Origin of the sequence: Caulobacter sp. 17J65-9 (assembly GCF_010975005.1) — a bacterium.
Lineage (GTDB): Bacteria > Pseudomonadota > Alphaproteobacteria > Caulobacterales > Caulobacteraceae > 17J80-11.
Window position 1 is genome coordinate 1 of record NZ_JAAIVC010000025.1, and the last position, 25,828, is coordinate 25,828.

The 25,828-nt window shown below is 68.8% G+C and carries 25 protein-coding genes; 13 read left to right on the forward strand and 12 right to left on the reverse strand.

Translation table 11 applies throughout. From position 1 onward, the window contains the following. Nucleotides 1-1,867 (forward strand): primosomal protein N' (locus G3573_RS06440; RefSeq protein ID WP_163260261.1); only part of this gene is annotated, 1,867 nt, incomplete at its 5' end. Nucleotides 1,868-1,885: 18 nt separating this feature from the next. Here the strand turns inward: G3573_RS06440 and ccmB are convergent. Both ccmB and ccmA read right to left on the reverse strand, forming a co-directional pair. Then, on the reverse strand, nt 1,886-2,551 hold the full coding sequence (gene ccmB / locus G3573_RS06445) for a heme exporter protein CcmB (RefSeq protein ID WP_163260262.1): 666 nt from the start codon (nt 2,549-2,551) through the stop codon (nt 1,886-1,888). Continuing rightward, complete coding sequence (gene ccmA / locus G3573_RS06450) at nt 2,548-3,171, reverse strand: heme ABC exporter ATP-binding protein CcmA (protein ID WP_163260263.1); 624 nt, start codon at nt 3,169-3,171, stop codon at nt 2,548-2,550. The genes ccmB and ccmA overlap by 4 nt, the downstream gene beginning before the upstream one ends. Before the next feature lie 174 nt (nt 3,172-3,345). Here ccmA and acnA point away from each other — a divergent pair, with 174 nt between their 5' ends. The 3 genes from acnA (at nt 3,346) to G3573_RS06465 (ending at nt 7,658) form a co-directional block, all read left to right on the forward strand. Further along, the gene (gene acnA / locus G3573_RS06455; protein WP_163260264.1) at nt 3,346-6,027 is read left to right on the forward strand and encodes an aconitate hydratase AcnA; all 2,682 of its coding nucleotides are present in this window, start codon (nt 3,346-3,348) and stop codon (nt 6,025-6,027) included. Between the two features lie 106 nt (nt 6,028-6,133). Continuing rightward, a complete protein-coding gene (locus G3573_RS06460; RefSeq protein WP_163260265.1) occupies nt 6,134-6,832 on the forward strand; it encodes a DUF1223 domain-containing protein in 699 nt (232 codons plus the stop codon). Nucleotides 6,833-6,881: 49 nt separating this feature from the next. Further along, nucleotides 6,882-7,658 carry a hypothetical protein gene (locus G3573_RS06465; RefSeq protein ID WP_163260266.1) on the forward strand — a complete coding sequence of 259 codons (777 nt, stop codon included), beginning with the start codon at nt 6,882-6,884 and terminating at the stop codon, nt 7,656-7,658. Here G3573_RS06465 and G3573_RS06470 read toward each other — a convergent pair. Together G3573_RS06470 and G3573_RS06475 are read right to left on the reverse strand one after the other, a co-directional pair. Then, the gene (locus tag G3573_RS06470) at nt 7,655-8,233 is read right to left on the reverse strand and encodes a hypothetical protein (RefSeq protein WP_163260267.1); all 579 of its coding nucleotides are present in this window, start codon (nt 8,231-8,233) and stop codon (nt 7,655-7,657) included. The two genes, G3573_RS06465 and G3573_RS06470, sit on opposite strands and share 4 nt — an antisense overlap. Continuing rightward, a complete protein-coding gene (locus G3573_RS06475; protein ID WP_163260268.1) occupies nt 8,226-8,708 on the reverse strand; it encodes a sigma-70 family RNA polymerase sigma factor in 483 nt (160 codons plus the stop codon). The genes G3573_RS06470 and G3573_RS06475 overlap by 8 nt, the downstream gene beginning before the upstream one ends. A gap of 113 nt (nt 8,709-8,821) precedes the next feature. Between G3573_RS06475 and G3573_RS06480 the strand changes: the two genes are divergently transcribed. Together G3573_RS06480 and G3573_RS06485 are read left to right on the forward strand one after the other, a co-directional pair. After that, nucleotides 8,822-10,264, forward strand: a complete 1,443-nt coding sequence (locus tag G3573_RS06480; protein WP_163260269.1) for an amidohydrolase family protein — start codon at nt 8,822-8,824, stop codon at nt 10,262-10,264. Nucleotides 10,265-10,597: 333 nt separating this feature from the next. Next, nucleotides 10,598-10,930, forward strand: coding sequence for a DUF2794 domain-containing protein (locus tag G3573_RS06485; protein WP_163260270.1), 333 nt, complete (start codon nt 10,598-10,600; stop codon nt 10,928-10,930). Between the two features lie 97 nt (nt 10,931-11,027). Here G3573_RS06485 and G3573_RS06490 read toward each other — a convergent pair whose 3' ends face one another. Both G3573_RS06490 and G3573_RS06495 read right to left on the reverse strand, forming a co-directional pair. Next, nucleotides 11,028-11,780 (reverse strand): Bax inhibitor-1/YccA family protein, encoded by a 753-nt coding sequence (locus tag G3573_RS06490; protein ID WP_163260271.1) that lies wholly within the window; start codon nt 11,778-11,780, stop codon nt 11,028-11,030. A gap of 115 nt (nt 11,781-11,895) precedes the next feature. Then, nucleotides 11,896-12,783, reverse strand: a complete 888-nt coding sequence (locus tag G3573_RS06495) for a hydrogen peroxide-inducible genes activator (protein ID WP_163260272.1) — start codon at nt 12,781-12,783, stop codon at nt 11,896-11,898. 123 nt (nt 12,784-12,906) lie between these two features. Between G3573_RS06495 and G3573_RS06500 the strand changes: the two genes are divergently transcribed. Together G3573_RS06500 and G3573_RS06505 are read left to right on the forward strand one after the other, a co-directional pair. Then, a complete protein-coding gene (locus tag G3573_RS06500; protein WP_163260273.1) occupies nt 12,907-13,467 on the forward strand; it encodes a peroxiredoxin in 561 nt (186 codons plus the stop codon). Between the two features lie 89 nt (nt 13,468-13,556). Next, nucleotides 13,557-14,090, forward strand: coding sequence for a carboxymuconolactone decarboxylase family protein (locus G3573_RS06505; RefSeq protein WP_163260274.1), 534 nt, complete (start codon nt 13,557-13,559; stop codon nt 14,088-14,090). A 57-nt stretch (nt 14,091-14,147) separates the two neighbouring features. On the opposite strand, the gene G3573_RS06510 is transcribed toward G3573_RS06505, so the two are convergent. The 4 genes from G3573_RS06510 to G3573_RS06525 form a co-directional block, all read right to left on the reverse strand. Then, nucleotides 14,148-14,591: a hypothetical protein gene (locus G3573_RS06510; RefSeq protein ID WP_163260275.1), complete on the reverse strand. Its 444-nt coding sequence runs from the start codon at nt 14,589-14,591 to the stop codon at nt 14,148-14,150. Nucleotides 14,592-14,695: 104 nt separating this feature from the next. Continuing rightward, a complete protein-coding gene (locus tag G3573_RS06515; RefSeq protein WP_163260276.1) occupies nt 14,696-15,217 on the reverse strand; it encodes an SRPBCC domain-containing protein in 522 nt (173 codons plus the stop codon). 115 nt (nt 15,218-15,332) lie between these two features. Then, nucleotides 15,333-17,450 carry a prolyl oligopeptidase family serine peptidase gene (locus G3573_RS06520; protein ID WP_163260277.1) on the reverse strand — a complete coding sequence of 706 codons (2,118 nt, stop codon included), beginning with the start codon at nt 17,448-17,450 and terminating at the stop codon, nt 15,333-15,335. A gap of 100 nt (nt 17,451-17,550) precedes the next feature. Beyond that, nucleotides 17,551-19,665 carry a M3 family metallopeptidase gene (locus tag G3573_RS06525; protein ID WP_205598107.1) on the reverse strand — a complete coding sequence of 705 codons (2,115 nt, stop codon included), beginning with the start codon at nt 19,663-19,665 and terminating at the stop codon, nt 17,551-17,553. Nucleotides 19,666-19,906: 241 nt separating this feature from the next. Between G3573_RS06525 and G3573_RS06530 the strand changes: the two genes are divergently transcribed. Beyond that, complete coding sequence (locus tag G3573_RS06530; protein ID WP_163260279.1) at nt 19,907-20,758, forward strand: aspartate/glutamate racemase family protein; 852 nt, start codon at nt 19,907-19,909, stop codon at nt 20,756-20,758. 138 nt (nt 20,759-20,896) lie between these two features. Here G3573_RS06530 and G3573_RS06535 read toward each other — a convergent pair whose 3' ends face one another. Together G3573_RS06535 and G3573_RS06540 are read right to left on the reverse strand one after the other, a co-directional pair. Further along, nucleotides 20,897-21,592, reverse strand: coding sequence for a hypothetical protein (locus tag G3573_RS06535; RefSeq protein ID WP_163260280.1), 696 nt, complete (start codon nt 21,590-21,592; stop codon nt 20,897-20,899). A 19-nt stretch (nt 21,593-21,611) separates the two neighbouring features. Then, nucleotides 21,612-22,598: a hypothetical protein gene (locus G3573_RS06540; protein WP_163260281.1), complete on the reverse strand. Its 987-nt coding sequence runs from the start codon at nt 22,596-22,598 to the stop codon at nt 21,612-21,614. A 235-nt stretch (nt 22,599-22,833) separates the two neighbouring features. Between G3573_RS06540 and G3573_RS06545 the strand changes: the two genes are divergently transcribed. The 4 genes from G3573_RS06545 to G3573_RS06560 all read left to right on the forward strand — a co-directional run bounded on the left by G3573_RS06545 (nt 22,834) and on the right by G3573_RS06560 (nt 25,816). Then, nucleotides 22,834-23,808 (forward strand): radical SAM protein, encoded by a 975-nt coding sequence (locus tag G3573_RS06545; protein WP_163260282.1) that lies wholly within the window; start codon nt 22,834-22,836, stop codon nt 23,806-23,808. Between the two features lie 8 nt (nt 23,809-23,816). Continuing rightward, nucleotides 23,817-24,356, forward strand: a complete 540-nt coding sequence (gene thpR / locus G3573_RS06550) for an RNA 2',3'-cyclic phosphodiesterase (protein ID WP_163260283.1) — start codon at nt 23,817-23,819, stop codon at nt 24,354-24,356. Then, nucleotides 24,353-25,210 (forward strand): CoA ester lyase, encoded by an 858-nt coding sequence (locus tag G3573_RS06555; RefSeq protein WP_163260284.1) that lies wholly within the window; start codon nt 24,353-24,355, stop codon nt 25,208-25,210. Before thpR ends, G3573_RS06555 begins: the two co-directional genes overlap by 4 nt. Nucleotides 25,211-25,273: 63 nt before the next feature. Next, nucleotides 25,274-25,816 (forward strand): hypothetical protein, encoded by a 543-nt coding sequence (locus tag G3573_RS06560; RefSeq protein ID WP_163260285.1) that lies wholly within the window; start codon nt 25,274-25,276, stop codon nt 25,814-25,816. The last annotated feature ends 12 nt before the right edge of the window (nt 25,817-25,828 follow it).

Consider the following 25,828-nt stretch of genomic DNA (forward strand, 5'->3'; position numbering starts at 1 on the left):
CGGCCTGCGCGCGCCGCCGCCCAAGCCGGAGAAGCGGCTGGTCCCGACCGGCGTGCAGCCGGCCCGCGCGACACCGGCCCGCAGCCGCGTGCTGGAGGTCGCCGCCGAATTCGCCCGCTCGCCCGCCGAGCTGGCCCGCGCCGCCGGCGTGTCGTCCGGCGTGGTGAAGGGGTTGGTCGACGAGGGCGCGCTGCAGGTGGTCGAGATCCTCGAGCCGCCCGCCTTCCCCGAGCCCGATCCGAACCACACGGCGTCCTCGCTCAACCCCAGCCAGGCGGCCGCGGCCAAGGCCCTGAACGCGGCGTTCGACGCGGGCGGCTTCCAGGCCGCCCTGCTGGACGGCGTCACCGGGGCCGGCAAGACCGAGGTCTATCTGGAGACCGTGGCCCACGCCCTGGCCGCCGATCCGGCCGCCCAGATTCTGGTGCTGCTGCCCGAGATCGCGCTCACCCAAGCGGTGATCGCCCGTTTCGAGCAGCGCTTCGGCGTCACCCCGGCCGAGTGGCATTCGGGCGTGTCCCTGCCCAAGCGCCGCAAGGTGTGGGAGGCGGTCGCCGCCAGCCGCTGCCGCATCGTCGTGGGGGCCCGCTCGGCCCTGTTCCTGCCGTTCCAGTCCCTGCGCCTGCTGGTCGTCGACGAGGAGCACGACAGCTCCTTCAAGCAGGAAGAGGGGCTGATCTACCACGCCCGCGACCTGGCGGTGGCGCGGGCCAAGATCGAGGGCTCCGCCGTGGTGCTGGCCTCGGCCACCCCGTCGCTGGAGACCCTCGCCAACGCCGAGGCCGGCCGCTACCGCTGGCTGCGGCTGGCCAGCCGCCACGGCGCGGCGCGCCTGCCCGACATCGATCTGGTCGACATGCGCGAGACCCCGCCCGAGCGCGGCCGCTGGCTGTCGCCGCGGCTGATCAAGGCGATCGGCGAGACCTTCGCGCGCGGCGAACAGTCCCTGCTGTTCCTGAACCGGCGGGGCTACGCGCCGCTGGTGCTGTGCCGGGCCTGCGGCGAGCGCATGACCGCGCCGGACACCGACTCCTGGCTGGTCGAGCACCGCTACACCGGCCGGCTGGTCTGCCACCTGACCGGCTTCTCCATGCCCAAGCCGAAGCGCTGCCCGCACTGCAGCGCCGAGGACAGCCTCGTCTCGGTCGGGCCGGGCGTGGAGCGGGTCGAGGAAGAGGTGCGCGAGCTGTTCCCGCAGGCGCGGGTGGCGGTGTTCTCCTCGGACACCGTGCCGGACGGCGAGAGCGCGCGCGCCCTGGTGCGCAGCATGGCCGAGGGCGAGATCGACATCCTGGTCGCCACCCAGGCGGCGGCCAAGGGCCACAACTTCCCCAACCTGACCCTGGTGGGCGTCGTCGACGCGGACCTCGGTTTACGCGGCGGCGACCTGCGCGCCGGCGAGCGCACCTTCCAGCTCCTGGCCCAGGCCACCGGACGGGCCGGCCGCGCCGACAAGCCGGGCCGGGCCCTGCTGCAGACCTACATGCCCGACCACGGTGTCATGCAGTCCCTGAAGGCCCAGGACCGCGACGCCTTCGTCGAAGCCGAGACCGCCGAGCGCAAGGCGGCGGGCCTGCCGCCACACGGCCGGCTGGCCGCCATCGTGCTGTCCAGCCCGGACGGCGCGGCGCTGGAGACCTACGCCCGCGCCCTGGCCGCGGCCATCCCGAACGCCGAGCGGCTGGAGGTCTACGGGCCGGCCGACGCGCCGCTCAGCCTGGTGCGCGGCCGACGGCGCAAGCGCCTGCTGGTCCGCGCAGACCGCGACGTCGATCTGCAGGCATTCCTAGGGACGTGGCTCGCCCAGGTGAAGGTCCCCGGCAGCGTGCGGGTGACCGTGGACGTGGATCCGTACAGCTTCCTCTGACCCCTCGCGGGAGAAGGATCAGCTGAGCGCGTTCCTGACCGCCGCGCCCATGGCCAGCGGTGTGAGCGCCACGGCGGCCAGGCTGTACGCCGTCAGGAAGGCGAAGCCCGGCGTCCAGTTCAGGCCGGCGGCGAAGGCCTCGATGGTCCCCGCCCCGAAGATCACCGGCGGGGCGAACAGCGGCAGCACCACCACCGCCACCAGCACGCCGCCGCGCCGCGCGCCGAGCGCCAGCGCCGCGCCGGTGCCGCCGACGAAGGCGAAGCCGAGGCCGCCGATCAGGGCGCAGGCCAGGGTCAGGGGCGCGACCTCGACCGGCGCTCCCAGCGCCACCGCGGCCAAGGGCGCGAACACCGCCAGGGGCAGGCCGTTGGCCGTCCACTGGGCCAGGCACTTCACGAAGGCGACGGCCTCGATCGCGGCCGGGCCCAGGGTCAGCAGATCCAGCGCCCCGTCCTCGTAGTCGCGCTCGAACAGCCGCTCGAGCGACAGCAGCGAAGCCAGCGCCAGGGCCAGCCAGGCCGAGCCCGGCGCGACCGCGGCCAGCCGCTCGGGCGAGGGCCCCGCCGCCAGCGGCAGCAGGGTGGCCACGCAGGCGTAGAAGGCGCAGGCCAGCAGAGGCCCGCCGCCGCGGCCCCAGGCGAGATCCAGCTCGCGGCGATACAGCGTCCAGAGCGACTTCACGCGACCGCCGCTCCGATCTCGACCGCCCTCGCGGGCACGGGCAGGGGATCGTGCACCGCGGCCAGGATCATGCCGCCGCCGGTGAGGTGAGCGGCCATCAGCTCGCCCATGCGCACGCGCCGCTCGGCGTCGAGCGGGGCCAGCGGTTCGTCGAGCAGCCACAACGGGCGCGGGGCCGCGGCCAGGCGGGCCAGGGACACGCGCCGGCGTTGGCCAGCGGAGAGCTTGCGGATTTCCAGGTCGAGCAGCGGCTTCAGCTGCATCTTTTCGACGGCGGCGCGGGCGCTTTGCTCGGTGCCGCCGGCCCACAGGGACTGGAAGCGCAGCTCCTCCCAGGCGGTTCGCCCGGGCTTGAGGCCGTCGTGGTGGCCGAGCAGATGCAGGCCCTGCGCGCGCGCCTCGTCCGGCTCGCGCTCGCCGTCCGCGCCTTCGAAGCGGACCTGACCGGCCAGCGGCCGCACGAAGCCGGCGACCGCGCGCAACAGGCTGGTCTTGCCCGCCCCGTTGGCCCCGATCAGGGCCACGGCCTCGCCGGCCGCCAGGGCGAAGGACAAGCCCTGGAACAGCACGCGTTCGCCGCGCCCGACCGACAGGTTTTCCACGCTCACGCGCGCGATCATGAGAACGACTCGCGTGTAAGCCGGTACGCCTCGACGCCGGGCTGAGCTGCGTCTAAACAACGCGCGGCCGTGCGGGACTGACGCGGCGCGGACCGGGAACCTGTGCGTCCCGGTCGGAAGCGCGCGATCCCGCTCCCCGCCTTGGGGCGGCCTGGTGAAGAAAGAGGATCGTTCATGCCGTCCATCGACAGCTTCAGCACCCGTCGGGATCTTTCCGTCGGTAGGAAGAAGTACGTCTATTACAGCCTCGCCGCCGCCGAGGAAGCCGGTCTGTCGGGAATTTCCCGTCTGCCGGTGTCGCTGAAGGTGCTGCTGGAGAACCTTCTGCGTAACGAGGACGGCGTTTCCGTCACCGGCGCCGACGTCAAGGCCATCGCCGCCTGGCTGGAAAACAAGGGCAAGGTCGAGCACGAGATCGCCTTCCGCCCGGCCCGCGTGCTGATGCAGGACTTCACCGGCGTTCCGGCCGTGGTCGATCTGGGCGCCATGCGCGACGCCATGACCAAGCTCGGCGCCAACCCGGACAAGATCAACCCGCTGAACCCGGTCGACCTGGTCATCGACCACTCGGTGATGGTCGACTTCTTCGGCAAGCCGACCTCGTTCAAGTCCAACGTCGAGAAGGAATACGAGCGCAACATCGAGCGCTACCGCTTCCTCCGTTGGGGTTCGTCGGCCTTCAACAGCTTCCGCGTGGTGCCCCCGGGCACCGGCATCTGCCACCAGGTCAACCTGGAGAACCTGGCCCAGACCGTCTGGACCTCGGAAGAGGGCAAGGTGGTCACCGCCTATCCGGACACCGTGGTCGGCACCGACAGCCACACCACCATGATCAACGGGCTGGCCGTGCTGGGCTGGGGCGTGGGCGGCATCGAGGCTGAAGCGGCCATGCTGGGCCAGCCGATCCCGATGCTGATCCCCGAGGTGATCGGCTTCAAGCTGAGCGGCAAGCTGCCGGAAGGCGCGACCGCCACCGACCTGGTGCTGACCGTCACCCAGATGCTGCGCAAGAAGGGCGTGGTCGGCAAGTTCGTCGAGTTCTACGGCGACGCCCTGGCCCACCTGACCATCGAGGACCAGGCGACCATCGCCAACATGGCCCCCGAGTACGGCGCCACCTGCGGCTTCTTCCCGGTGTCGCGCGCCACCATCGACTACCTGACCGCCACCGGCCGGGCCAAGGACCGGGTCGCCCTGGTCGAAGCCTACGCCAAGGCCAACGGCCTGTGGGTCGACGAGAGCACGCCGGAGCCGGTGTTCTCCGACACCCTCGAGCTCGACGTCGCGACCGTCCAGCCGTCGCTGGCCGGCCCGAAGCGTCCGCAGGACCGCGTGCCGCTGGTCGAGGCCGCCTCGCAGTTCGCCACGGCCATGAAGGACGTGTTCGGCAAGACTGAAGAGAAGACCGTCAAGGTCGCCGACTCCGACTTCTCGGTCAGCGACGGCGACGTGGTGATCGCCGCCATCACCAGCTGCACCAACACCTCCAACCCGTCGGTGCTGATCGCCGCCGGCCTGGTCGCCCGCAAGGCGCGCGCGCTCGGCATGAAGGTGAAGCCGTGGGTGAAGACCTCGCTGGCCCCCGGCTCGCAGGTCGTGACCGACTACCTGGAGAAGGCCGGCCTGCAGGACGACCTGGACGCCATGGGCTTCAACCTGGTCGGCTACGGCTGCACCACCTGCATCGGCAACTCGGGCCCGCTGCCGGCGCCGATCTCGGCCGCCATCGCCGAGGGCGACCTGGTCGCCGTGTCGGTGCTGTCGGGCAACCGTAACTTCGAAGGCCGCGTGAACCCGGACGTGCGGGCCAACTACCTGGCCTCGCCGCCGCTGGTGGTCGCCTACGCCCTGGCCGGCTCGATGAAGATCGACGTCTGGAACGACCCGATCGGCGAAGGCAAGGACGGCCAGGCCGTCTATCTGAAGGACGTGTGGCCGAGCTCGGCGGAGATCGCCGAAATCCAGCGCGGCGCCGTGTCCGGCGAGATGTTCGCCAAGCGCTACAAGGACGTCTTCAAGGGCGACAAGGCCTGGCAGGGCATCAAGGTCGCCGGCGGCAAGACCTACACCTGGGACGACAAGTCGACCTACGTGAAGCACCCGCCGTACTTCGAGGGCATGGGCATGGAGCCCAAGCCGGTGACCGACATCGTCGAGTCCCGGATCCTGGGCGTGTTCGGCGACTCGATCACCACCGACCACATCAGCCCGGCGGGTTCGATCAAGAAGGCCTCGCCGGCCGGCGAGTACCTGGTCGCCCACGGCGTCGATCCGGCGGACTTCAACTCCTACGGCGCGCGTCGCGGCAACCACGAAGTGATGGTGCGCGGCACCTTCGCCAACATCCGCATCCGCAACAAGATCACCCCGGAGATCGAAGGCGGCGTGACCAAGCACTTCCCGTCCGGCGAAGTGATGTCGATCTACGACGCGGCCATGCGCTACCAGGCCGAGGGCCGTCCGCTGGTCGTGTTCGCGGGCAAGGAGTACGGCACCGGTTCGTCGCGCGACTGGGCGGCCAAGGGCACCAAGCTCCTGGGCGTGCGCGCGGTGATCGCCGAGAGCTTCGAGCGCATCCACCGCTCGAACCTGGTCGGCATGGGCGTGCTGCCGCTGCAGTTCAAGGTCGACGGCTGGGCCAAGCTGGGCCTGACCGGCGAGGAGATCGTCACCATCCGCGGCCTGACCGACGTGAAGCCGCGTCAGGAACTGTGGGTCGAGCTGTTCCGCCCGTCGGACGGCAAGATGGCCCGCTTCCCGGTGCGTTGCCGCATCGATACCCCGACCGAGCTGGAGTACTTCAAGTCGGACGGCGTCATGCCCTACGTGCTCCGCAACCTGGCCCGCGCGGGCTGATTTCCGCGTATGCCCCGCCCCCGGCGCCAGTCGGGGGCGGGGCATACGGCCGCGCTCACGCATTGGTGAGGCGCGCTCAAGCTCCGGATTCGTTAATCAGCGAACCATGCGTCGGATCGCGCCCCTGTTTCTGATCGCCGTGCTGGCGAGCCCCGCGGCGGCAAAGCCGTCGGCCGCGCGCGAGCCCGTGGTGGTCGAGCTGTTCACCAGCCAGGGCTGTTCCGGCTGTCCGCAGGCCAACGAAGTCCTGATGGAGCTGGCCGACAAGCCCGGCGTCATCGCCCTCACCTTCGCCGTCGACTACTGGGACTACCTGGGCTGGCGCGACACCTTCGCCAAGCCGGAGTTCACCGAGCGCCAGCGCGCCTACCAGACGGCGATGAGCCTGCGCGACGTCTACACCCCGCAGTTCGTGATCGACGGCAAGCGCCAGCTCTCGGGCGGCAAGCCGGACGACGTCGCCGCGGCGGTGCACGAGGAAGCCGTCCACCGCGCCTATCCGCCCGACATGGCCTTCCCCAGCGCCGACCGCGTCGCGGTCGGCTCCGGCAAGTCGCCGCGCGGCGGGGCCCAGGTCTGGCTGGTACGCTACGAGGACGCCGACCAGGAAGTTGCGGTCAAGCGCGGCGAGAACAAGGGCCAGACCGTCCGCCACGGCAACGTCGTGCGCGAACTCGTCAAGCTGGGCTCCTGGAAAGGCCGCCCGGCCGTGTTCCGCCTGCCCAAGGCCGAGGAGCCCGGCCTGAAGACCGTCGTGCTGGTCCAGGCACGCGACGGCCGCATCCTGGCCGCCAAGCAACGCTGATCTCGACGGACCCGGCGCCGGGGTGACATGCTCACCCAGCGGGGGCGTCATGTTCTCACTGTTCTCAAAACAAAAATCCTACCTCGATCCCGAGGTCGAGGCCTGGCAGCTCGACGTCTGGCGCTGGCTGCTGGAGCGCCTCGGCGGCCTGAGCGATCTCAGGTCGCGGCCCCTGGTCGTCCCGACCCGGGCCTTCTTCCCCCCGACGGAGGCGACGGGCCACGCGCGCGCCGAACACGTGTTCGCGTCGGTGAAGCGCCACGCCGGCCTGGCGGACTGGCCCTGCCGCCTCGAAGCCCAGCCGGAACGGCCCAAGGCTCGGGTGAGCGAGTTCCTCACCCTGACCCCGTTGAAGGGCCATGCGCCGGCCGGCACCTTCGGCCCCGAGGGCAACGAGGTCCTGATCACCTACGATCCCGGCGCGGTGGACGATCCGCACGCCCTGGTCGCCACCCTCGCCCACGAACTGGCCCACTACCTGCTGGCCACCCTGCCCGACGGGCCGCCGGGCGGTAAGGACGCCGAGGAGTTCGCCACCGACCTGACCACGGTCTACCTGGGGTTCGGCCTGTTCGGCGCGAACTGCGCGTTCCGCTACCAGCAGCACCAGGACTTCATGAGCCAGGGCTGGAGCTGGTCGCGGCAGGGCTATTTGACCGAACGGGAATGGGCCTTCGCCCTGGCGGCGTTCTTCCGTGTGCGGGATGAGCCTGTCGAGGCGGCGAAGGCGTGGCTGCGCCCCCACCTGTTCGCCGAGCTGAAGAAGGCCGCGGCCTCGCTGGACCGCCGGCCGGAGCTGCTGGCCCCGCTAAGGCAGGACGCCTAGTCCCGCCGCAGCTCCTCCAGCAGCCGCTCGCAATTGGCGCGTTCGCGCTTCAGGCCGCGCTCGCGCCAGACCGCCCAGCCGGCCGCCGCGGCGGCGCTGGCCAGCAGCGCGGCGGTTACGATCCAGAGGCCGGCGTCGACCGCGCCTCGGCCGAACAGGGTCACCGCCCACATCGCCGCGACCGTGCCGACCAGGGTCCAGGCCTGCCACAGGGCGAGGCTCATCAGCCGCCGGGTCGCCTCGACCCGCGCGAGCATGTGCTCCACCACCCCGACTGGTTCGTCCTCGGCCCAGCGCGGCTCCTGCCGTCGCACCCGCCAGGCGGCCCAGGTGAGCAGGGGCAGAAGCACCAGCAACACCGCCGCGGCGACGATCAGGCGGGCGTCGCCCTGCACCACGCCCATCCAGGCGAAGCCCACGCCGGCCGCGACGGCGATCACCGCCGCGACGAACTCGCCGCCCTGCATCAGCCGCTGAAACGCCAGGTCGCGGCGCAGACGGGCCGTCACCCCCTCGATCTCCGCATCCTGAGCGCGCCAGTTGCGCCGCGCCTCGTCCAGGAAGTCGTCAGCCATCCAGCATCGCCTTCAGTTGCGCCTTGGCGCGGTTCAGCCGCACGCCCACGTTGGACACGCTCAACCCCAGCGCCTCAGCGATGTCGTCGTAACTCAGGTCCTCGAGCGCCAGGGTGACCACCTGGCGGTAGGCCAGCGGCAGGCGGCGCACCGCCTCGACCAGCCGCTCGGACCGCTCCTTGCCCACCAGGCGCGCCTCCGGGTCGGCCTCGCCGTCGTGCAGCGCCTCCGAAAGCTCGGCCCGCCCGGGCCGGGCGGCCTGGCGCGCCACATGGCTGACCGCGCGGTTGTGCGCGATGCGGAACACGAAGGGCTTCAGCTTGGCCGGGTCCTGCAGGCTGGACAGGGCCCGCCAGATCGCCACCGTGATCTCCTGCACGAGGTCGTCGCGTAGCGCGCGCTCCCGCTCGTAGCTGGCCGCGATACGCACCAGCGCCGGCCCGTAGGCGGCGATCACCTGTTCGATCGAGACCATCTCGCGCCTAGTCCCGCAGGTCGGCGTCTTCTTACAAAGAAAATTTTCGCCCGCGGGCGTAAGCGGCGGCCAGCGTCACGGGACTTGCAGCTCGAACAAAGCTGGAGCTTCGCATGTCCCTCATCCGCCGCGTCTGCCTGGGCGCCGTCAGCGCGCTGGCCCTTTGCGCCGGCGCCGGGGCGGCCGCCGCCGAGCCGCACCTGTACTACGGCGTCACCCTGGTCGATCCCGAGCACGAGACCACCACCGCGAACGCCTGGCTGGTGGTCGACGACGGCAAGATCGTGCGGATGGGGACCGGCCGCGCGCCGCGCGCCATCCCGGCCGACCGGCGCCACGACTTCACCGGCCGCTACGCCCTGCCCGGCCTGTTCGACACCCACGCGCACGTGACCCTGGGGCCGCTCAGCGTGGCGGTGCAGGACGGCCAGCCGCGCGTGAAGGTGGCCTACGACCCGCAGATCGTCGCCTACAACGGCCGCATGCTGCTGGCCTACGGCGTCACCACCGTGCGCGATCCCGGCGGCGACACGGTCAACACCACCGCCTATGCGCGCGACCAGCGGGCCGGGAGGATCCTTGGGCCCGAGGCCCTGGTCGCGGGCCTGATCATCGACCGAAGCCCCGTCCCCCTGGACGGGCTGGTCGCCATTCCGACCGCCGACCGGTCGGTGGCCGTCATCGCCGCCGAAGAGGCCGCGGCCGGGGTCGATTATGTGAAGCTCTACACCACGCTGAACGAGCAGGACCTGGCCGAGGGGATCGCCGCGGCGAAGGCCGCCGGGGTGCGCACCATCGGCCACCTGGAGGGCGTCAGCTGGACCCGGGCGGCGGAGCTGGGGATCGACTCGCTGGTGCACGCCATGCCGATCAACCCGGACCTGCTGCCGGCCGATCGGCGCGCGGCCTATGTCGCCTCCACCCGGCACGGGTCCTACAGCTTCTTCGAATGGTACGAGGCGGTCGATCTCGACGGGCCGGAGATCCGGCGGATGATCGACACGCTGGCCGAGCGGAAGGTCGAGGTCGACGCCACCCTGATCGCCTTCTACCTGGCGTTCTGGGGCGACGATCCGGCGGTGACCGACGCCGACGCGGCCCTGGCCTATCCGTCCCTGCTGAAGAACTGGCGCAGCGGCTTCCGCTTCGATCTGGGCTGGAAGGCGGACGACTACCGCCGCGCCAAGGCGGTCTGGCCCAAGGTGCTGAAGCTGACCCGGATGATGCACGAGGCCGGCGTGCCGCTGACCATCGGCACCGACATGGCCAATCCCTTCCTCGTGCCGGGCGCGAGCCTCGGTCGCGAAATGAAGCTGCACGCCGACGCCGGGATTTCGAACTGGGCGATCCTGCGCATGGCCACCTCCGACGCCGCCCGCGCGCTTCGCGTGGACGACCGCACCGGCCGGCTCGCGCCGGGCTGGGAAGCCGACGTGGTGTTCCTGAAAGCCGACCCGGTCCGCGACGTCGCCGCCGTGGGACAGGTCGAGGCCGTGCTCAGCGACGGGCGGCTGCTATGGTCGGATCAGCTGAAAGCGGAGGCGTCCTCGCGCTGAGCGCCAGACGCGAAAACGCCCGCGGACCGGAGGGGGGGGAGGAGGTCGCGCGGGCGTTCGTCGCTTGGAGGAAAGTCGACCGACCGGAGCCCCGTTAAAGTCCAGGGGGGCTGGGGGGGCTGTTCAGGATCCGGGACCTCTTCGTGACCCCGACCGGCCGACGCTGTTAAGATGCTGTCGCAAACAGGCGCGCGATGGACCGAATTAGGGCCTTTTCGTGTTCCCGCCTGTTTTCTTCGTAACGTCGCTCCACAAGCGTTGCGGCCGTGCAACGGGCGCCTCAACCTACCCGGACTGGCGCCCGAACCAGGACGGGTTTAGGCTCGTTGCGGGATGAGCTTCGAAGCCTATTCTACGGCGGTCGCGGGGCCGGTGTTTTTCGAGCGCAAAGAGCTCGACGCCCTGATGCGCCTGTACGGACGGATGGTCGCCGCCGGCGAGTGGCGCGACTACGGCATCGCCGGCCTGAAGGACATGGCGGTGTTCTCGGTGTTCCGTCGCGCCTCCGAAGCCCCCCTCTACCGCATCGAAAAGCGCCCCGATCTGGCCCGCCGCCAAGGCGCCTGGGCCGTCGTCGGCCAGGGCGGTCACGTACTCAAGCGCGGCCACGACCTGGGCCAGGTGCTGCGCCTGTTCGACAAGGGCAGGTTCAGCATCGTGGAATGAAGAAGGCCCCGGCGGTCGGAGACCGCCAGGAGGGTGGAATGAAGAAGGCCCCGGCGGTCGCCCGCCGGGGCCTCTCCACGTCTCATGTCCCCTGCGATCAGCGGCGCTGGCCGAACAGGATCAGCAGGAAGCGGAACAGGTTCACGAACGACAGGTACAGGTTGAGCGCGCCGAGGTTGGTCGCCACGCCCAGCGAGGCCTCGTCGCCGCCCACCTGGTAGTAGGTCATCTTCAGGTGCTGGGTCTCGGCGGCGATCAGGCCGGCGAAGATGAGCACGCCGACGGCGCTGAGGATCATCAGCATCGCGCCCGATTGCAGGATGAAGCCGTTGACCAGCAGGGCGACCAGCAGGCCCCAGGCGCCCATGACCAGGAACGCCCGCATGCCGGAGAGGTCCTTTTTCGTGGTGTAGCCGGCCAGGCTCAGCCCGCCGAACGCCGCGGCTGTGATGAAGAACATCATGGCCACGCTGGCGCCGGTGTAGAGCAGGCCCACGGTGCCCAGCGACGCGCCGACCAGGGCGACGATCGTCCAGTAGTAGATGCCGGCGGTGCGCTCGCTGACGCCGCGCAGGAAGAAGCCGGAGAACAGAATGATCGCCACCGGCGCGAAAGCGACGAGCGTGCCCAGGCCGGTGTAGCCGGCCAGTTGGCCCTCGCCGTTGATGCGGAACAGCAGGTCGCGCACCGGCTCGATCGACGAGGTGGCGAAGGCCAGCGCGCCGGACAGGACCAGACCCAGGGCCATCTTGTTGTAGACGCCCAGCATGAAGCGGCGCAGGCCCGCGTCGACGGCCATGTCGCCGGTCGACGGGATCGGGCGCGAATAGCCGTTGTTGAAGTCGCTCATCGCGAAGCAAGTCCCCTAAGCGGCCCGCGTCGTGGGCCCTAGGCATGAAATATCGGGGGTCGCGCCTTCTGGCGCAAGGCGTCGCACCCCTTACGGCCCAGGCATAACGCGTTTGTCAGACGTCGCGGAACGCCTCGGCCAGCAGTTCGGCTTCGCGCGCGCGGCTGGAGCCGGCCCGCCAGGCGACCACGATCTCGCGTTTCGGAGCGTCGCCGCGCAGCGGCCGAACCGCCACGGCCGCGCCGTCGGCGAGGCCCGCCTTCACCGCCATATGCGGCAGGAAGCTGACCCCCAGGCCCGAGCCGACCATCTGCACCAGGGTGTGCAGCGAGGTGGCGGCGAACACGTCCTCGCCCTTGGGCGGCTCCAGCGCGCAGGCCGAGAGGGCGTGCTCGCGCAGGCAGTGGCCGTCCTCCAGCAGGATCAGGTCGGCGACGTCGGACGCCTGCGGGTCCACCCGATCGCCGGTGGCCCAGGGATGGTCGGTTGGGGCCGCGGCCATGATCTCGTCGTCGCCGATGCGGGCGCAGTCCAGGCCCGCCGTGTCGTACGGCAGGGCGATGACCGCCGCGTCCAGGGCGCCGGACTTCAGCGCCGCGATCAGCCGGGGCGTCAGGTCCTCGCGCAGGTAGAGGCGCAGGGCCGGCCAGCGGCGCTTCAGTTCGGGCAGGGCCTTGGGCAGCAGGAAGGGCGCGACCGTGGGGATCACGCCCAAGCGAAAACGCCCGGACAGCGGCTTGCCGGCGCCGCGGGCGGCCTCGACCAGGTCCTCGGTGCGGGCCAGCACGTCCTCGGCCCGGCGCACCGCCTCGGCCCCGATCGCGGTCAGGATCACCCCGCCGCGGGCGCGCTCGACCACCGGCGCGCCGAGGATGCGTTCCAGCTCCTGCACGCCCGCCGACAGGGCCGGCTGGGAGACGTGGGCGGCGTCGGCCGCGCGGCTGAACGAGCCGTGCTCGGCCAGGAGCTTGAGGTACTGAAGCTGTCGGAGGCTGGGAAGCATGGCCGACATATAGGCTGGATTTATGCCGAAACCAAAAACAATCGATTGGAGTTTCGATCCGAGGGTCTCTAAACACCCCCTCAGCGGCGGCCTCGCCGCACCACCATTCCAAGGAGATGCGCGATGATCGGCGTCGGAGAAAAACTCCCCAATTTCGAAGTTGTCGGCGTGAAGCCGGGCTTCAACTCGCACGAAGAGAACGGCCACAGCGCGTTCGAGGCGATCACGCCGGAAAGCTTCTCGGGCAAGTGGAAGGTCATCTTCTTCTACCCGAAGGACTTCACCTTCGTGTGCCCGACCGAGATCGCGGAATTCGCCCGCCTGGGCAAGGAATTCGCCGACCGCGACGCCGTCGTGATGGGCGGGTCGACCGACAACGAGTTCGTGAAGCTGGCCTGGCGTCGTGACCACGCCGACCTGAACAAGCTGCCGATCTGGCAGTTCGCCGACAACGGCGGCCGCCTGGCCCGCGCCCTGGGCGTGCTCGACGAGACCGCCGGCGTCGCCCTGCGCGCCACCTTCATCGTCGACCCGCACAACGTCGTGCAGCACGTCACCGTCAACGGCCTGAACGTCGGCCGCGCCCCGGCCGACACCCTGCGCGTGCTGGACGGCCTGCAGACCGACGAACTGTGCGCCTGCAACCGCCCGGTGGGCGGCGAGACCCTCAAGCCGGCCGCCTAAACGGCCCGCTTCGCCCGGGCGGCTCCTCCCCCAACTTAAGGCTCGCCGCCCGGGCCCCCTTCCTTCTTCCGACACTCAAGGACCGCCCCATGTCGCTCGACGCCCTGCGCGAGACGCTGCCGTCTTACGCCAAAGACCTGTCGCTGAACCTTTCGTCGCTGGCGAACGAGACGGTCCTGAACGACCAGCAGAAGTGGGGAACCTTCCTCGCCTCGGCCCACGCCGGCGGCGTGCCGGAAGTGGTCCAGGCCTTCGAGGCCATGGCCGCCGACCTGCCCGAGGAAGTCCGCGACGCGGCCCGCGCCGCCGCCGCCATCATGGGCATGAACAACGTCTACTACCGGGCGCTGCACCTGATGCACAACGCCGAGTACCGGACCATGCCGGCCAAGCTGCGCATGAACGTCATCGCCAACCCGGGCGCGCCGAAGGCCGATTTCGAGCTGTGGTGCACGGCGGTGTCGGCCATCAACGGCTGCGGCGCCTGCCTCGACGCCCACGAGAACGAACTGCGCAAGCACGGCGTGCCCTCGAGCCAGATCCAGGCCTGCCTGCGCATCGCCGCCGTGGTCGCCGCCGCCTCCCAGGTCGTCCGCGCCGAGAGCGCCCGCAAGGCGGGCTGAGCGCCAGCACCTGACGCTTGTTGGTGGAAGGCCCTCCCTTCACGGGGAGGGCCTTTTCTATTGGGCGGAGCGTGCGCCCCGCCGAGTGAACCACGCGTAGGCGAGGCCCCCGGCCAGGGCGGCCACCACGGTCGCGAGCATGACCAGCGGCACGGCCGCGTCGCTCGCGCTACCGAGGACGGCCGATAGCGGCCGGCTTCCCGTCACCCGCCCTGCCCAGAGCAGAGCGCTCCCGTCCGGCGCGTCTTTCATCCACCAGGCGAGCGCGAAAAACAGCGCCCCGGCTCCTACCGACACCAGCAGGACAGATCCGGTTCTGGTTCGCCCCGCCTGCGGCGACATCCTCATAGCTCCGCCCAAAGCGACTGCGAAGAGCACGAAAACCCCGCAAAAGCTCAGCGCCAGAACCGGCAGAGACACGAAGGCGAACGCGCCGAGCACCGCCACAACGATCGAGCCGAAGCCGTCTTCGTTTCCCCCGCGCAAGGCCAGAGCGAGCATCAACGCAGGAGGCCCCGCGACGCAGGCCGCCATCGCGGCGACGGCGGACGCCAAAAGGTGAGTGGTCAATCTCACGAAGGGAGGGCGCACGTCCGGGGCCCCTCTCAGGGCTTGCCCGTCGCGGCGTAGCGCCCCAACCGCTCGACCTGGGCCTTGAGCACGCCGTCGACCGGCGCGGCCAGGCCGGCCAGGCCCTGGGGCGCGTAGCCGCCGACCGAATAGGTCACGGTCAGGGTCGTGCCCTCGCCCTTCGGCTGCAGCTTGAAGGTCATGGCCCCGGACACGGCCATCATGGACAGCGGGCCGAGCGCGCCCGTCGTCCGCAGCTCGCGGTTCGACTGCACGAAGGTGACGGTCATGTGCTGGGCGCCGCCGTCGGGCCAGCGCTCGCACCAGCAGCCGCCGGGCTTCGGATCGAGCGACAGGTTCTTCGCATCGCCCGACCAGGTGTGGTCGGACGACCACCAGCCGCCGACGTCGACCAGGGCCTTCCAGACCGCGTCCGGCTTCGCCGCGACCTCGACCGTCTCGCGCACCTGGAAGCCGCCCGCCTGGGCGTCGACCACCTCGGCCTGAGCCGTTCCCGCCGCGGCGGCCAGCGCCGCCGCCATGATCCACGCCCGCATGACCGTCCTCCCAAGCCCCGCGGCCAACCTCGGGCGACGGGGAACGACGGTCAAGCAAAAGGCCCCGGAGCAGCTCGCTCCGGGGCCTTCGCATTCCAGGTCGGTCGCCGACGGATCAGTCCATCAGCTGCTGCGACAGGTACACGTAGTGACGGGCCCAGCGCGCCGCGTTGGCGGTCGGGTCGGCGTCGTAGGAGTGCCCGCCGAAGTCGTCCTCGAAGTAGATGTAGGGGACGCCCATCGCCTCGAGCTTGGCCGCGTACTTGCGGGCGTGGCCCGGGTGGACGCGGTCGTCCTTGGTGTTGGTGGTGATGTAGGCCTTCGGATAGGTCACGCCCGGCCGCAGGTTCTGGTAGCCGGAGTACTTGGCGATGTAGGCGGCCTCTTCCGGGATGTCCGGATTGCCGTACTCGCCCACCCACGACGCGCCGGCCGACAGCTTGTGGTAGCGCATCATGTCGATCAGCGGGCTCTCCACCACCACGGCGTTGAACAGCTCCGGGTGCTGGGTCATCGACACGGTGGTCAGCACGCCGCCGTTGGAGCGGCCGTAGATGCCCAGGTGCCGCGCCGAGGTGATCTTGCGCGAGATCAGGTCCTGGCCGACCGAGGCGAAGTCGTCGAACGCCTTCTGCCGGTTGGCCTTCAGCACGGCGTCGTGCCAGGCCGGGCCGAACTCGCCGCCGCCGCGGATGTTGGCGATCACGTAGGCGCCGCCGCGCTCCAGCCACAGCTTGCCGACCTCCGGCAGGTAGACCGGCGGCTTGGACAGCTGGAAGCCGCCGTAGCCGTACATCAGGGTCGGCGTCGAGCCGTCCAGCTTGATATCCTTACGGTGCACGACGAAGTACGGGATCTTGGTCCCGTCGTTCGAGGTGGCCCAGAACTGCTCGACCGTGTCCTTCGAGGCGTCGAAGCGGGCCGGCAGGGCCTTCACCTTCTCGACCGAGCCGGTCGAGGCGTCGGCCAGCACCAGCGTGGTCGGGTCCAGGAAGCCCTGGGTGGTCAGGAACAGGCGGTTCGACGACTTGGACGTGTCGACGATGTTGATCGAGCTGTTGGCCGGCATGTTCAGGCGCTTGGCCGTCCACTTGCCCTTGGCGTAGCCGTAGACGTCGACGAAGCCGGTGACGTCCTCCAGGCCGGTGACGACCAGCCGGTCACGCGTGGAGGCCACGCCTTCGACGGCCTGGTTCGGCTTGGGGCTGTAGATCAGGGTCGCCTTGGCCTTGGCCGGATCGCGCTTCAGGGCGGCCAGGTCGTAGGCCAGCAGGTCGCCCGCCTTGAAGCCGTTCCAGTCCTCCTCGACGGTGAACACCACCTGGCCGTTCACCAGGCTCTGGATGCTGGCCTTCTTCGGGAACGGCAGCTTCACCGCGCCCTTGTCGGTGACCAGCAGGTATTCCTTCTCGAAGAAGGTCAGGCCGTGGTCGATCATCAGGGCCTGCAGCTTGCCGTCGGCGTCGCGCAGCGCGAAGGGCTGCACCCAGACGTCCTTGGCCTCGCCGCGGTAGATCTCCTTGGCCTGGTCGACGCCCTGGCCGCGCTTCAGGGTCTTCAGCACGATCGGATAGCCGGACTCGGACAGCGAGCCCGCGCCCCAGTCGCGCCCGACCACCAGGGTGTCGGCGTCGATCCACTCGGCGTACTGCTTGCCTTCCGACAGGGTGAAGCCGCCGTCGACGAAGGTCTTCGTCTTGGTGTCGAATTCACGGAGCGTCACCGCGTCCTTGCCGCCGTCCGACAGGCGCAGCAGGCAGCGGGTCTCGTCGGGCGACAGGCAGATCGAGCCCTTCAGGAACCAGTCGCGGCCCTCGGCCTTGGCCAGGGCGTCGATGTCCAGGACGGTCTCCCAGGCCGGCTCGGCCGTGCGGTACGACTCGACCGAAGCCTTGCGCCACACGCCGTGCGGACGCTCAGCGTCCTGCCACAGGTTGTCGACCGCGCCGGCGCGGAACGACGGATAGGGAATGCGGTCCTGGGCGGTGAAGATCGCCAGGCCTTCCTTGCGGAATTCCTCGAAGCGGGCGTCGCCTTCCAGCGTCGCCTTGGCCTTGGCGTTCTGGGCCTTCACCCACTCCATCGAGCGGGCGCCGTTGACGTCCTCCAGCCACTGGAAGGGATCGGTCGCGCTGGCGGCCGGCGCGCTCGCGGCGGCGGCGGGGGCGGTCTGGGCGTTCGCGGCGCCGGCGGCCAGCAGGGCGGCCGCGCAGACGGAGAGCAGGAGACGCATGGTGTTTCCTCGATGACGTTTCTTGGCCGGCCCGGCGGGACCGGAAAGCCGAAAGGGCGGCGGATCGCTCCGCCGCCCTCAGGGTGGTTCACAACGGGTCTTACTTGCCCGCCTTGGTGCTGGTCTCGCCCGGCACCGGGAAGCCGCGGTCGCGCATCAGGGCGTCGATCTTGACGTCCCGACCGCGGAACCGGCGGAAGCCCTCGGCCGGATCGATCGAGTTGCCGACCGACATGATGTCGTCGTGCAGCTTCTTGGCGGTGGCCTTGTCGTAGAAGCCGCCCGGGCTCTCCTCGAAGGCTTCCGCCACGTCGGCGGTCAGGGTGTCGGCCCACAGGTAGCTGTAGTAGCCGGCCGAGTAGCCGTCGCCCGAGAACACGTGGCCGAACTGCGGGGTGCGGTGACGCATGACCAGCTCGTGCGGCATGCCGAGCTTCTCCAGCTCGTCACGCTCGAACTTGTCCGGGTCGATGGTGGCGTCGCCAGCCAGGTGCAGCTTCATGTCGATCAGGGCCGACGACAGGTATTCAACCGTGGCGAAGCCCTGGTTGAAGGTCGAGGTGGCCTTGATCTTGGCGACCAGCGCGGCCGGGATCGGCTCGCCCTTGGCGTTGACCGCGAACTTGTTCAGCACTTCCGGCGTGGACAGCCAGTGCTCGTTCAGCTGCGACGGGAACTCCACGTAGTCGCGGAACACGTTGGTGCCCGACAGCGACGGGTAGGTCACGTTCGAGTTCAGGCCGTGGATGGCGTGGCCGAACTCGTGGAACAGGGTCTCGGCGTCGTCCCAGGAGATCAGGACCGGCTCGCCGGGGGCGCCCTTCACGAAGTTCGAGTTGTTCGAGACGATGGTCGTGACCTCGCCCTTGAACCGCTCCTGGTTGCGATAGGCGTTCATCCACGCGCCCGAGCGCTTGCCCGGACGGGCGTACGGATCGAAGTACCAGAGGCCGACGTGCTTGCCCTTGGCGTCCAGCACTTCCCAGACGCGGATGTCGGGGTGGGCCACCGGCACGTTGGTGATCGGCTTGAACTGGAAGCCGTACAGCTGGCCGGCCGACCAGAACATGCCTTCGCGCAGGTTCTCCAGGTTCAGGTACGGCTTCACTTCGTTCTGGTCGAGGTCGTACTTCGCCTTGCGGACCTTCTCCTGGTAGAAGCGGTAGTCCCACGGCTCGATCTTGATGCTGGCGCCTTCCTTGTCGGCGATCGCCTGCATGTCGGCGACTTCCTCGTGGACGCGCGCGACGGCCGGGGTCCAGACCTTCTCCATCAGCTCCATCGCCGCTTCCGGCGTCTTGGCCATGGAGTTTTCCAGACGCCAGTGGGCGTGGGTCTTGTAGCCCAGCAGCTTGGCGCGCTCGGCGCGCAGCTTCAGGATCTGGGTGATGATGGCGTTGTTGTCGTTGGCGTCGGCGTTGTCGCCGCGGTTGACGAACGCCTTCCACACCTTCTCGCGCATGGCACGGTTGGTGGCGTAGGTCAGGTACGGATCGACCGACGAGCGGGTGTTCACGATCACGTACTTGCCGTCCATGCCGCGCTGCTTGGCGGAGGCGGCGGCGGCGGCCTTCAGGCTGTCGGGCAGGCCGGCCAGGTCGGCCTGGGTCAGCTCGATGGTGGTGTTCTCGTCGGCCAGCAGGTGCTGGCTGAACTTGGTGTAGAGGCCGGCCAGCTCCTGGTTGATCTGGGCCATGCGGGCCTTGGCGGCCGGGTCCATCTTGGCGCCCTGGCGCACGAAGCCGGTGTAGGTCTGCCACAGCAGGCGCTGCTGCTCGGCCGTCAGCTTCTTCTTCTCAGGCGAATTGTAGACCGCCTCGACGCGCGCGAAGAGCGCGGCGTTCTGGGTGATCTTGTCGCCGTGGGCGGCCAGCTTCGGGTCCATCTCCTCTTCGACGGCCTGGAACTCCGGCGTCGACAGGGTCGAGCTCCAGATGCCGTAGTAGGTGTAGATGTCGTTCAGCGCGCGGCCGGAATCCTCCAGCGCCTCGATGGTGTTCTTGAAGGTCGGCTTCGCCTTGTTGTTGGCGATGGCGTCGACCTCGCGCAGGTTCTGCGCCATGGCGGCCTCGAGCGCCGGCTTGAAGTCCGAGACCTTCACCTTGTCGAAGGCCGGGACGCCGCCGTACGGGCCGGTCCACTTCTGCAGCAGCGGGTTGGCGTCGGCCGGCGCGGTCGCGGCGGCGGCGGCGTGGTGGGCGTGATCCTGGGCCATGGCTTGACCGGCGAAAGCCACCGCGGCCGCGCTGGCGCCCGCGAGCAGAAGGTTGCGCATATCGTCTCCCGACTTGAATTTGGTCGTTAGTTGGCTCGCAACCTACAGCGCGCAAGCGGTGCAGGAAAATGACGGACTTGTAATGGTTGCGACAGAACCGCGCATATCAACGCTTTCCAAGCTGCGCGCCGCGACCGCGCGGCCTGTGGACGGCGCTGCGACGCCGGTCTAAGCGACAAGCATGGCCATCGGTGTTTTCGACTCCGGCGTGGGCGGCCTGACCGTCCACCGCACCCTCGTCGAGCGGTTTCCGACCGCCGACTTCGTCTATCTGGCGGACCAGGCGCGCGCGCCCTACGGCGGCCGCGCCGGCGAGGAGATCGTCGAGCTGACCCGGGCCGGCTGCGAGCGGCTGTTCGAGGCCGGCGCCAACGTCGTGGTCCTGGCCTGCAACACCGCCTCCGCCGTGGCGCTGCGGCGGCTGCAGCAGACCTGGCTGCCGGGCTACCGCAAGGAAATCGGCCGGCCGGTCAACGTTCTGGGCATCATCGTGCCGACCATCGAGGCGGCCACCGGCCTGCCCTGGGAACACGAGGCCGAGCGGCGCGGCGACAAGATCGAGAAGCTGGACGTGATCGGCGTGTTCTGCACCGTCGCCACCGCCGGCAGCCGCGTCTACGAGATCGAGATCGACAAGCGCCGCCAGGACCTGGCGGTGTTCTCCGAAGCCTGCTCGGGCCTGGCCGGCATGATCGAGCAAGGCGCGTCGCGCGAAGACCTGCGCGCCCTGATCCAGTCGCACGCCCAGGCGCTGAAGACCCGCATCGGCCGCTGGCCGGACCGGGCCATCCTGGGCTGCACCCACTACGAGATCGTCGCCGACCTGTTCCGCGAGGTGCTGCCGCCCGGCACGCCGCTGATCGGCCAGCCGGAAGCGGTGGCCGACGCCCTGTCGCGCTACTTCGAGCGCCACCCGGAATACGGCCCCGGACAGGGCGGCGCGCGCCGCTTCCTGACGACGGGCCTTCCCGGCCAGCAATCGGGTCTGGTCGAGACCTTCTGGGGCGAAGCGGTGAAGTTCGAGGCGGCGTAAGGCACGAGGCGGACTCCCCGTGCTGACTGGGGGAGCAGGACCGGCTGGGCCCAAAGCCATGCCCCTCTCGCATTTAGGACTATGGCCGAGCGCAATGAGGCGTGCCGATATGCCAACTCGGCACGCCTCCGCCGAGGTTTACTTAGGCGGGACTGCCTCTGCGCTCGATGAGGGAGTCATGGGCCTGCCTGATTCCGTCAAATCCGGTGCCTTTCCCTTGTCGCATGACGACCAGTTCGTCCCGACTAATTCGTTAGGACTAGCCGGCCGGGCCGTAACGCGTTTCAGCGGGGCGCCCCCTTCAGCAACAGCAACAAATTCAAAAGTCATGTACGCCCAACGCTTCGTCTCGCCGTTGAGGAGCGCCAAAGCTTTGACGCGATATTTTTGCTCCTCCTTTGGAGCCGCGTCATCGGTCGTGACCGTTGGGCAAGCAAGTCGCTCAATCCGAAGCGATTTAATGGGCTCCGGCAGACTAATTCCATCGTGCCAGGATAGTTCAACCTTCTGAGGTCCTAAGACTTCGGCATCAAATAAGAGCGCTGCGCTGCCGTCACGGACAAAATACGAGCGCAATTTTTCCAGCCTTGAACTTGGATCGGCACCACCGTCGGTTGTAACCGAGCGCAGGTCGTCAACACGAGCGATCATGTACGCACCAGTCACCGGCTGAATGGGCGGCCCAAGAGGGGGAACCGAATAACCAATTGCCTTCCATCGCCGCTGGAAGTCCTGAAAACAGTCGCCTTCTCGAAAAGCTTTTCGCTTAAACGCAGACGTTGACCTTAGAAAATAGTACGCGACTACAGCTGCATCTTTGTCGCCAAGCTCCATTTGGTCGCCCCTCAGGGCCTCATCCAAGCTCACACAAGCTTGCTCGAAGCTTTAGATCAGCTTGGTCGGCGCTAAGATCGGGAAATCCAAACGCGATTTTTTGCTTGATCGCGGCCTCAATAGTCAGGCCGTCTGCGCTGATTTTCCGCTTCAGAGCACTGTTGGCGTCAATTTTTGTCCAATCGCATGTTCCGCCGTCCGGGACATCAATCAGACGAGTGCACGTGAAATGGGGGCTTATTTCTAAGTTTCCAAATGAGATTCCACGCTGCAAATCGTTGAAGTTGTACGCTAGTCCGTAAGTCTTCCTCTGAAGATTGATATAAAATTTTGTGTCGAGAGCATAAGATGAGTCGAACACGGAATCTAATTCAGATTGTATTTCGTTGAATTTTGCACTTCGCTCAGCATCTGTGACAAGCGACACTAACCATCCATGCCCACCTAACGCTGCAGCCGCCTTCGTCGCCCTCCCTATCGCCGCAAGAACCTCGGATTGAGACTTCTTGGAGTATCTTATTTTAGGCGTAACCAATAAAACGTCGTTGTCATTCAGGCTGACCAAGGGGGCCGCTTGATTTTGATACCAAACTTCATTCTTGGCCTCGACTTTAGGACTGCCCGCAACCGGCCTATCCGCCATTGTAACGCTATATAGAACAATTGTATTTAGCGGGGTGACAGTTCCATTTTCACGCTTCAGCGATATGTCCAGCGTTAGAGCGACTGCTCTCGAGTCCTTAATAAAGATTGCCTTTAAATATCTTTCCCACTTTGAACTCTCCTCTAAGCCGATTTTGCTTGGCGGCGTGTACGTTAATTGCGGGTAAGCGTACCAATCCTCCAGCGGTCCGTCCATTTTTACGGTAGCGTTTAATTTTGTGTATTTTCCAAACTCGGTTGTTTCAGTCGTCTTTTTCACTCCACCACCGGTCGCCTCTTGCGCCAGCGTTGGACTGGCCAAAAGGGATAAAACTGTTGCGAAGCAAGCTAGTTGAACTCGCATTGCGCCCTCCCAGTTTTTCGTGAGCAGTCAAGCTTGATCGAAACAGGATGAGGGCCACAACTAGAATCTGTATTTTAAAACAGCTCAACCCAATGCGCCTCACTGCGCCGCTACCATGGCCGGATCGACGAGCGCAACTAGGACCGGCCCCTAGTGGAGAGAGGATAGACCGCGGCCCAGACTCCCGAACGTCGTTCTTGACCCGCTCCGCCCCGGACGCTCTGATCCCCGGGAGATGAACGCCCCCGTCCGCTCTCCCTTCGTCGCGCCGGCGCCCAAGACGCTGGCTCCGGAGAAGTTTCGCGATCCGCGGACCACCGCCAAGGGCGAGCCGCGCGCGCACGTCCAGCTGCAGCGGCTTGAGACGCTCTGGTTCAACACCGGCACGCTCTGCAACCTGACCTGCGCCAACTGCTACATCGAGAGCAGCCCGACCAACGACGCCCTGGCCTATCTGACGGCCGCCGAGGTCGAGGCCTTCCTCGACGAGATCGAGGCGCTGGGCCTGCAGACCCGCGAGATCGGCTTCACCGGCGGCGAGCCGTTCATGAACCGCGAGATCATCGCCATGGTCGGCGCGGCTCTGGAGCGCGGCTACGAGGCCCTGGTGCTGACCAACGCCATGAAGCCCATGCGCCGGTTCGAGGCGGGGCTGCTGGAGCTGAAGGCGCGCCACGGCGACAAGCTCACCCTCCGCGTCAGCCTCGACCACTACACCCAGGCGGTGCATGAGGCCGAGCGCGGCGAGGACACCTGGGACAAGACCCTGGACGGCCTCACCTGGCTGGCGCGCGAGGGCTTCTCGCTGGCGGTGGCCGGCCGCCACATGCCCGACGAAAGCGACGCCGACGCGCGCGCCGGCTATGCGCGCCTGTTCGCCGAGCTGGGTGTCCCGGTCGACGCCGCCGATCCGGGCCGGCTGGTGCTGTTTCCCGAGATGGACGCCCGCGTCGACGTGCCGGAGATCACCGAGGCGTGCTGGGGGATCCTGCACAAGTCACCGTCCGACGTGATGTGCGCGTCCAGCCGCATGGTGGTGAAGCGCAAGGGCGCCGACGAACCGGTCGTGGTGGCGTGCACCCTGACGCCCTACGACCCCGGCTTCGAGCTCGGGCCCAGCCTGAAGGACGCTCTGGGCGAGGTCGCCCTGAACCATCCGCACTGCGCCAAGTTCTGCGTGCTCGGCGGCGCCAGCTGCTCGGCCAGATAGAGACCGAAATGATCCGACTGTTCGCCGCCGTCGAGGTGCCGCCCGAGATCGGCGAGGACCTGAAGCGTCGTCAGCAGGGCCTGCCCGGCGCCCGCTGGCGCCCGCTGGAGGCCCTGCACATCACCACCCGCTTCTTCGGCGAGGTGCCCGAGAACGTCGCCGCCGACCTGGACGCGGAGCTGGCGGCGATCTCCGGCGAGCCGATGGAGCTGGAGCTGGAGGGCGTGGGCGCCTTCGGCGAGGGCGAGCACCTGCGCGCGGTCTGGGCCGGGGTGGCCGAGAACGAGGCGCTTCGCCAGCTGGCCGCCCGCTGCGAGGCGGCGGCCCGCCGCGCCGGCCTGAAGCCGGACAGCAAGGCCTACAAGCCCCACGTCACCCTGGCCTATCTGAAGCACGCCGAGCCGGCCCGGGTGGCGGCCTGGATCCAGGGCCACAACCTCCTGAAGTCCCCGCCCTTCCGGGTCACCTGGTTCGGCCTCTATTCCAGCTGGCTGTCCCAGCAGGGCTCGCGCTACGAGCTCGAACGCGAGTATCCCCTGATCGGATGACCCGCCCCCTCCGCTCCGTCCTGTTCCTGCCCGCCTCCAACGCCCGCGCGATCGAGAAGGCGCGCGGCCTGCCGTGCGACGCCATCGTGCTGGACCTGGAGGACGCCGTCGGCCCCGAGCAGAAGGTCGAGGCGCGCGAGCGGATGTGGCAGGCGCTGCGCGACGGCGGCTTCGGCGACCGCACGGTGGCGGTGCGGATCAACGACCTGGACAGCGAGTGGGGCGAGGCGGACATGGCCGCCGCCGTGCTGGCCGCGCCGGACGCCGTGGTCGCCCCCAAGGTCAGCGGCGTCGGCGACCTGCGCCGCTACGACCGCCACCTGCTGGCCGCGCCCGGCCACGTGCGCCTGTGGGCGATGATCGAGACCTGCCAGGGCGTGCTGAACCTGCGCGAGATCGCCGCCGAGGCGGGCACGACCCGGCTGTGCGCCCTGCTGTTCGGCCCCAACGACCTGGCCCGCGAGATGCGCTGCCGCCCGGGTCCCGACCGCGCGCCGCTGCAGCCCGCCCTGGTGCAGACGGTCACCGCCGCGCGCGCCAACGGCCTGCACGCCTTCGACGGGGTCTACAACGCCTTCGAGGACGACACCGGCTTCGCGGCCGAAGCCGCTCAGGGTCGGGGCTTCGGCTTCGACGGCAAGCAGCTGATCCACCCGCGCCAGATCGATCTGGCCCACGCCGCCTACGCCCCGACACCGGCCGAAGCCGCCTGGGCGCGCGCCGTGGTGACCGCCTTCGAGGCGCCCGAGAACGCCGGCCGCGGCGCCATCAAGGTCGAGGGCCGCATGGTCGAGCGGCTGCACCTGGACGAGGCGCGACGCACCCTGGCGGCCGCGCACATGTCCGCCGGCTGAGCCGGATTTCGCCGCCGGGGCGGAATGCGCTAGCGTTGCGGTCGATTTTGGGGGGGGACCACCATGCGCTTGAAGCTCTGGGCGACGACGCTTGTCGCCGTGGCGGCGCTCGCGGGGGCGGCTCAGGCCGGCGACGCGAGCTGCATCTGGAACGGGCTGGGCCAATCTTCGCGTGACGCCTGGCTCGCCGACTATGACGCGCGCGGCAGCGAGGCGCTCAATGAAAACACCTTCTCGGAAGAGGAGCTGTCCGAGGCGCTCACGGACTGCGGCGTTACGGAGGAGGCCGAGGCCCTGATCGCCGGGGAAGCCCTGGGCGGCTATGCGCTGCAACAGGCGGCCGGGCGCTGGCTGCAGCTTCACGCGAACCTGACGGCCCAGAAGCTGGACCAGGCGTGGGGCGGGTTCGCGCCGCAGGTGCGCAACGACTACGAGACCTGGGTGCTCGCCCTGATGAAAGACCCCGAGGCGGCGGTTCCGGTGCCGGAGGCCGCGGTCGGCGCCATTCTCAAGGGCCTCGGCGTCTCCGACGGGGCCACCGCGCGGCATGTGGCGGTGTATTACAGCGGGCGCGTGGTGCGGCTGAATCGAGAGCCGGCCTTCTAGCCGGCGCCCCGA

What these genes read in the sequence shown, in the direction of transcription:
- thpR (WP_163260283.1), top strand. Translation starts at nt 23,817, where the DNA reads ATGATCCGACTGTTCGCCGCCGTCGAGGTGCCGCCCGAGATCGGCGAG.
- G3573_RS06540 (WP_163260281.1), bottom strand. Translation starts at nt 22,598, where the DNA reads ATGCGAGTTCAACTAGCTTGCTTCGCAACAGTTTTATCCCTTTTGGCC.
- G3573_RS06460 (WP_163260265.1), top strand. Translation starts at nt 6,134, where the DNA reads ATGCGTCGGATCGCGCCCCTGTTTCTGATCGCCGTGCTGGCGAGCCCC.
- G3573_RS06480 (WP_163260269.1), top strand. Translation starts at nt 8,822, where the DNA reads ATGTCCCTCATCCGCCGCGTCTGCCTGGGCGCCGTCAGCGCGCTGGCC.
- G3573_RS06520 (WP_163260277.1), bottom strand. Translation starts at nt 17,450, where the DNA reads ATGCGTCTCCTGCTCTCCGTCTGCGCGGCCGCCCTGCTGGCCGCCGGC.
- G3573_RS06535 (WP_163260280.1), bottom strand. Translation starts at nt 21,592, where the DNA reads ATGGAGCTTGGCGACAAAGATGCAGCTGTAGTCGCGTACTATTTTCTA.
- G3573_RS06510 (WP_163260275.1), bottom strand. Translation starts at nt 14,591, where the DNA reads ATGCTCGCTCTGGCCTTGCGCGGGGGAAACGAAGACGGCTTCGGCTCG.
- G3573_RS06495 (WP_163260272.1), bottom strand. Translation starts at nt 12,783, where the DNA reads ATGCTTCCCAGCCTCCGACAGCTTCAGTACCTCAAGCTCCTGGCCGAG.
- G3573_RS06485 (WP_163260270.1), top strand. Translation starts at nt 10,598, where the DNA reads ATGAGCTTCGAAGCCTATTCTACGGCGGTCGCGGGGCCGGTGTTTTTC.
- G3573_RS06530 (WP_163260279.1), top strand. Translation starts at nt 19,907, where the DNA reads ATGGCCATCGGTGTTTTCGACTCCGGCGTGGGCGGCCTGACCGTCCAC.
- G3573_RS06525 (WP_205598107.1), bottom strand. Translation starts at nt 19,665, where the DNA reads ATGGCCCAGGATCACGCCCACCACGCCGCCGCCGCCGCGACCGCGCCG.
- G3573_RS06465 (WP_163260266.1), top strand. Translation starts at nt 6,882, where the DNA reads ATGTTCTCACTGTTCTCAAAACAAAAATCCTACCTCGATCCCGAGGTC.
- G3573_RS06545 (WP_163260282.1), top strand. Translation starts at nt 22,834, where the DNA reads ATGAACGCCCCCGTCCGCTCTCCCTTCGTCGCGCCGGCGCCCAAGACG.
- G3573_RS06505 (WP_163260274.1), top strand. Translation starts at nt 13,557, where the DNA reads ATGTCGCTCGACGCCCTGCGCGAGACGCTGCCGTCTTACGCCAAAGAC.
- acnA (WP_163260264.1), top strand. Translation starts at nt 3,346, where the DNA reads ATGCCGTCCATCGACAGCTTCAGCACCCGTCGGGATCTTTCCGTCGGT.
- ccmA (WP_163260263.1), bottom strand. Translation starts at nt 3,171, where the DNA reads ATGATCGCGCGCGTGAGCGTGGAAAACCTGTCGGTCGGGCGCGGCGAA.
- G3573_RS06470 (WP_163260267.1), bottom strand. Translation starts at nt 8,233, where the DNA reads ATGGCTGACGACTTCCTGGACGAGGCGCGGCGCAACTGGCGCGCTCAG.
- G3573_RS06475 (WP_163260268.1), bottom strand. Translation starts at nt 8,708, where the DNA reads ATGGTCTCGATCGAACAGGTGATCGCCGCCTACGGGCCGGCGCTGGTG.
- G3573_RS06555 (WP_163260284.1), top strand. Translation starts at nt 24,353, where the DNA reads ATGACCCGCCCCCTCCGCTCCGTCCTGTTCCTGCCCGCCTCCAACGCC.
- G3573_RS06515 (WP_163260276.1), bottom strand. Translation starts at nt 15,217, where the DNA reads ATGCGGGCGTGGATCATGGCGGCGGCGCTGGCCGCCGCGGCGGGAACG.
- G3573_RS06500 (WP_163260273.1), top strand. Translation starts at nt 12,907, where the DNA reads ATGATCGGCGTCGGAGAAAAACTCCCCAATTTCGAAGTTGTCGGCGTG.
- G3573_RS06560 (WP_163260285.1), top strand. Translation starts at nt 25,274, where the DNA reads ATGCGCTTGAAGCTCTGGGCGACGACGCTTGTCGCCGTGGCGGCGCTC.
- G3573_RS06490 (WP_163260271.1), bottom strand. Translation starts at nt 11,780, where the DNA reads ATGAGCGACTTCAACAACGGCTATTCGCGCCCGATCCCGTCGACCGGC.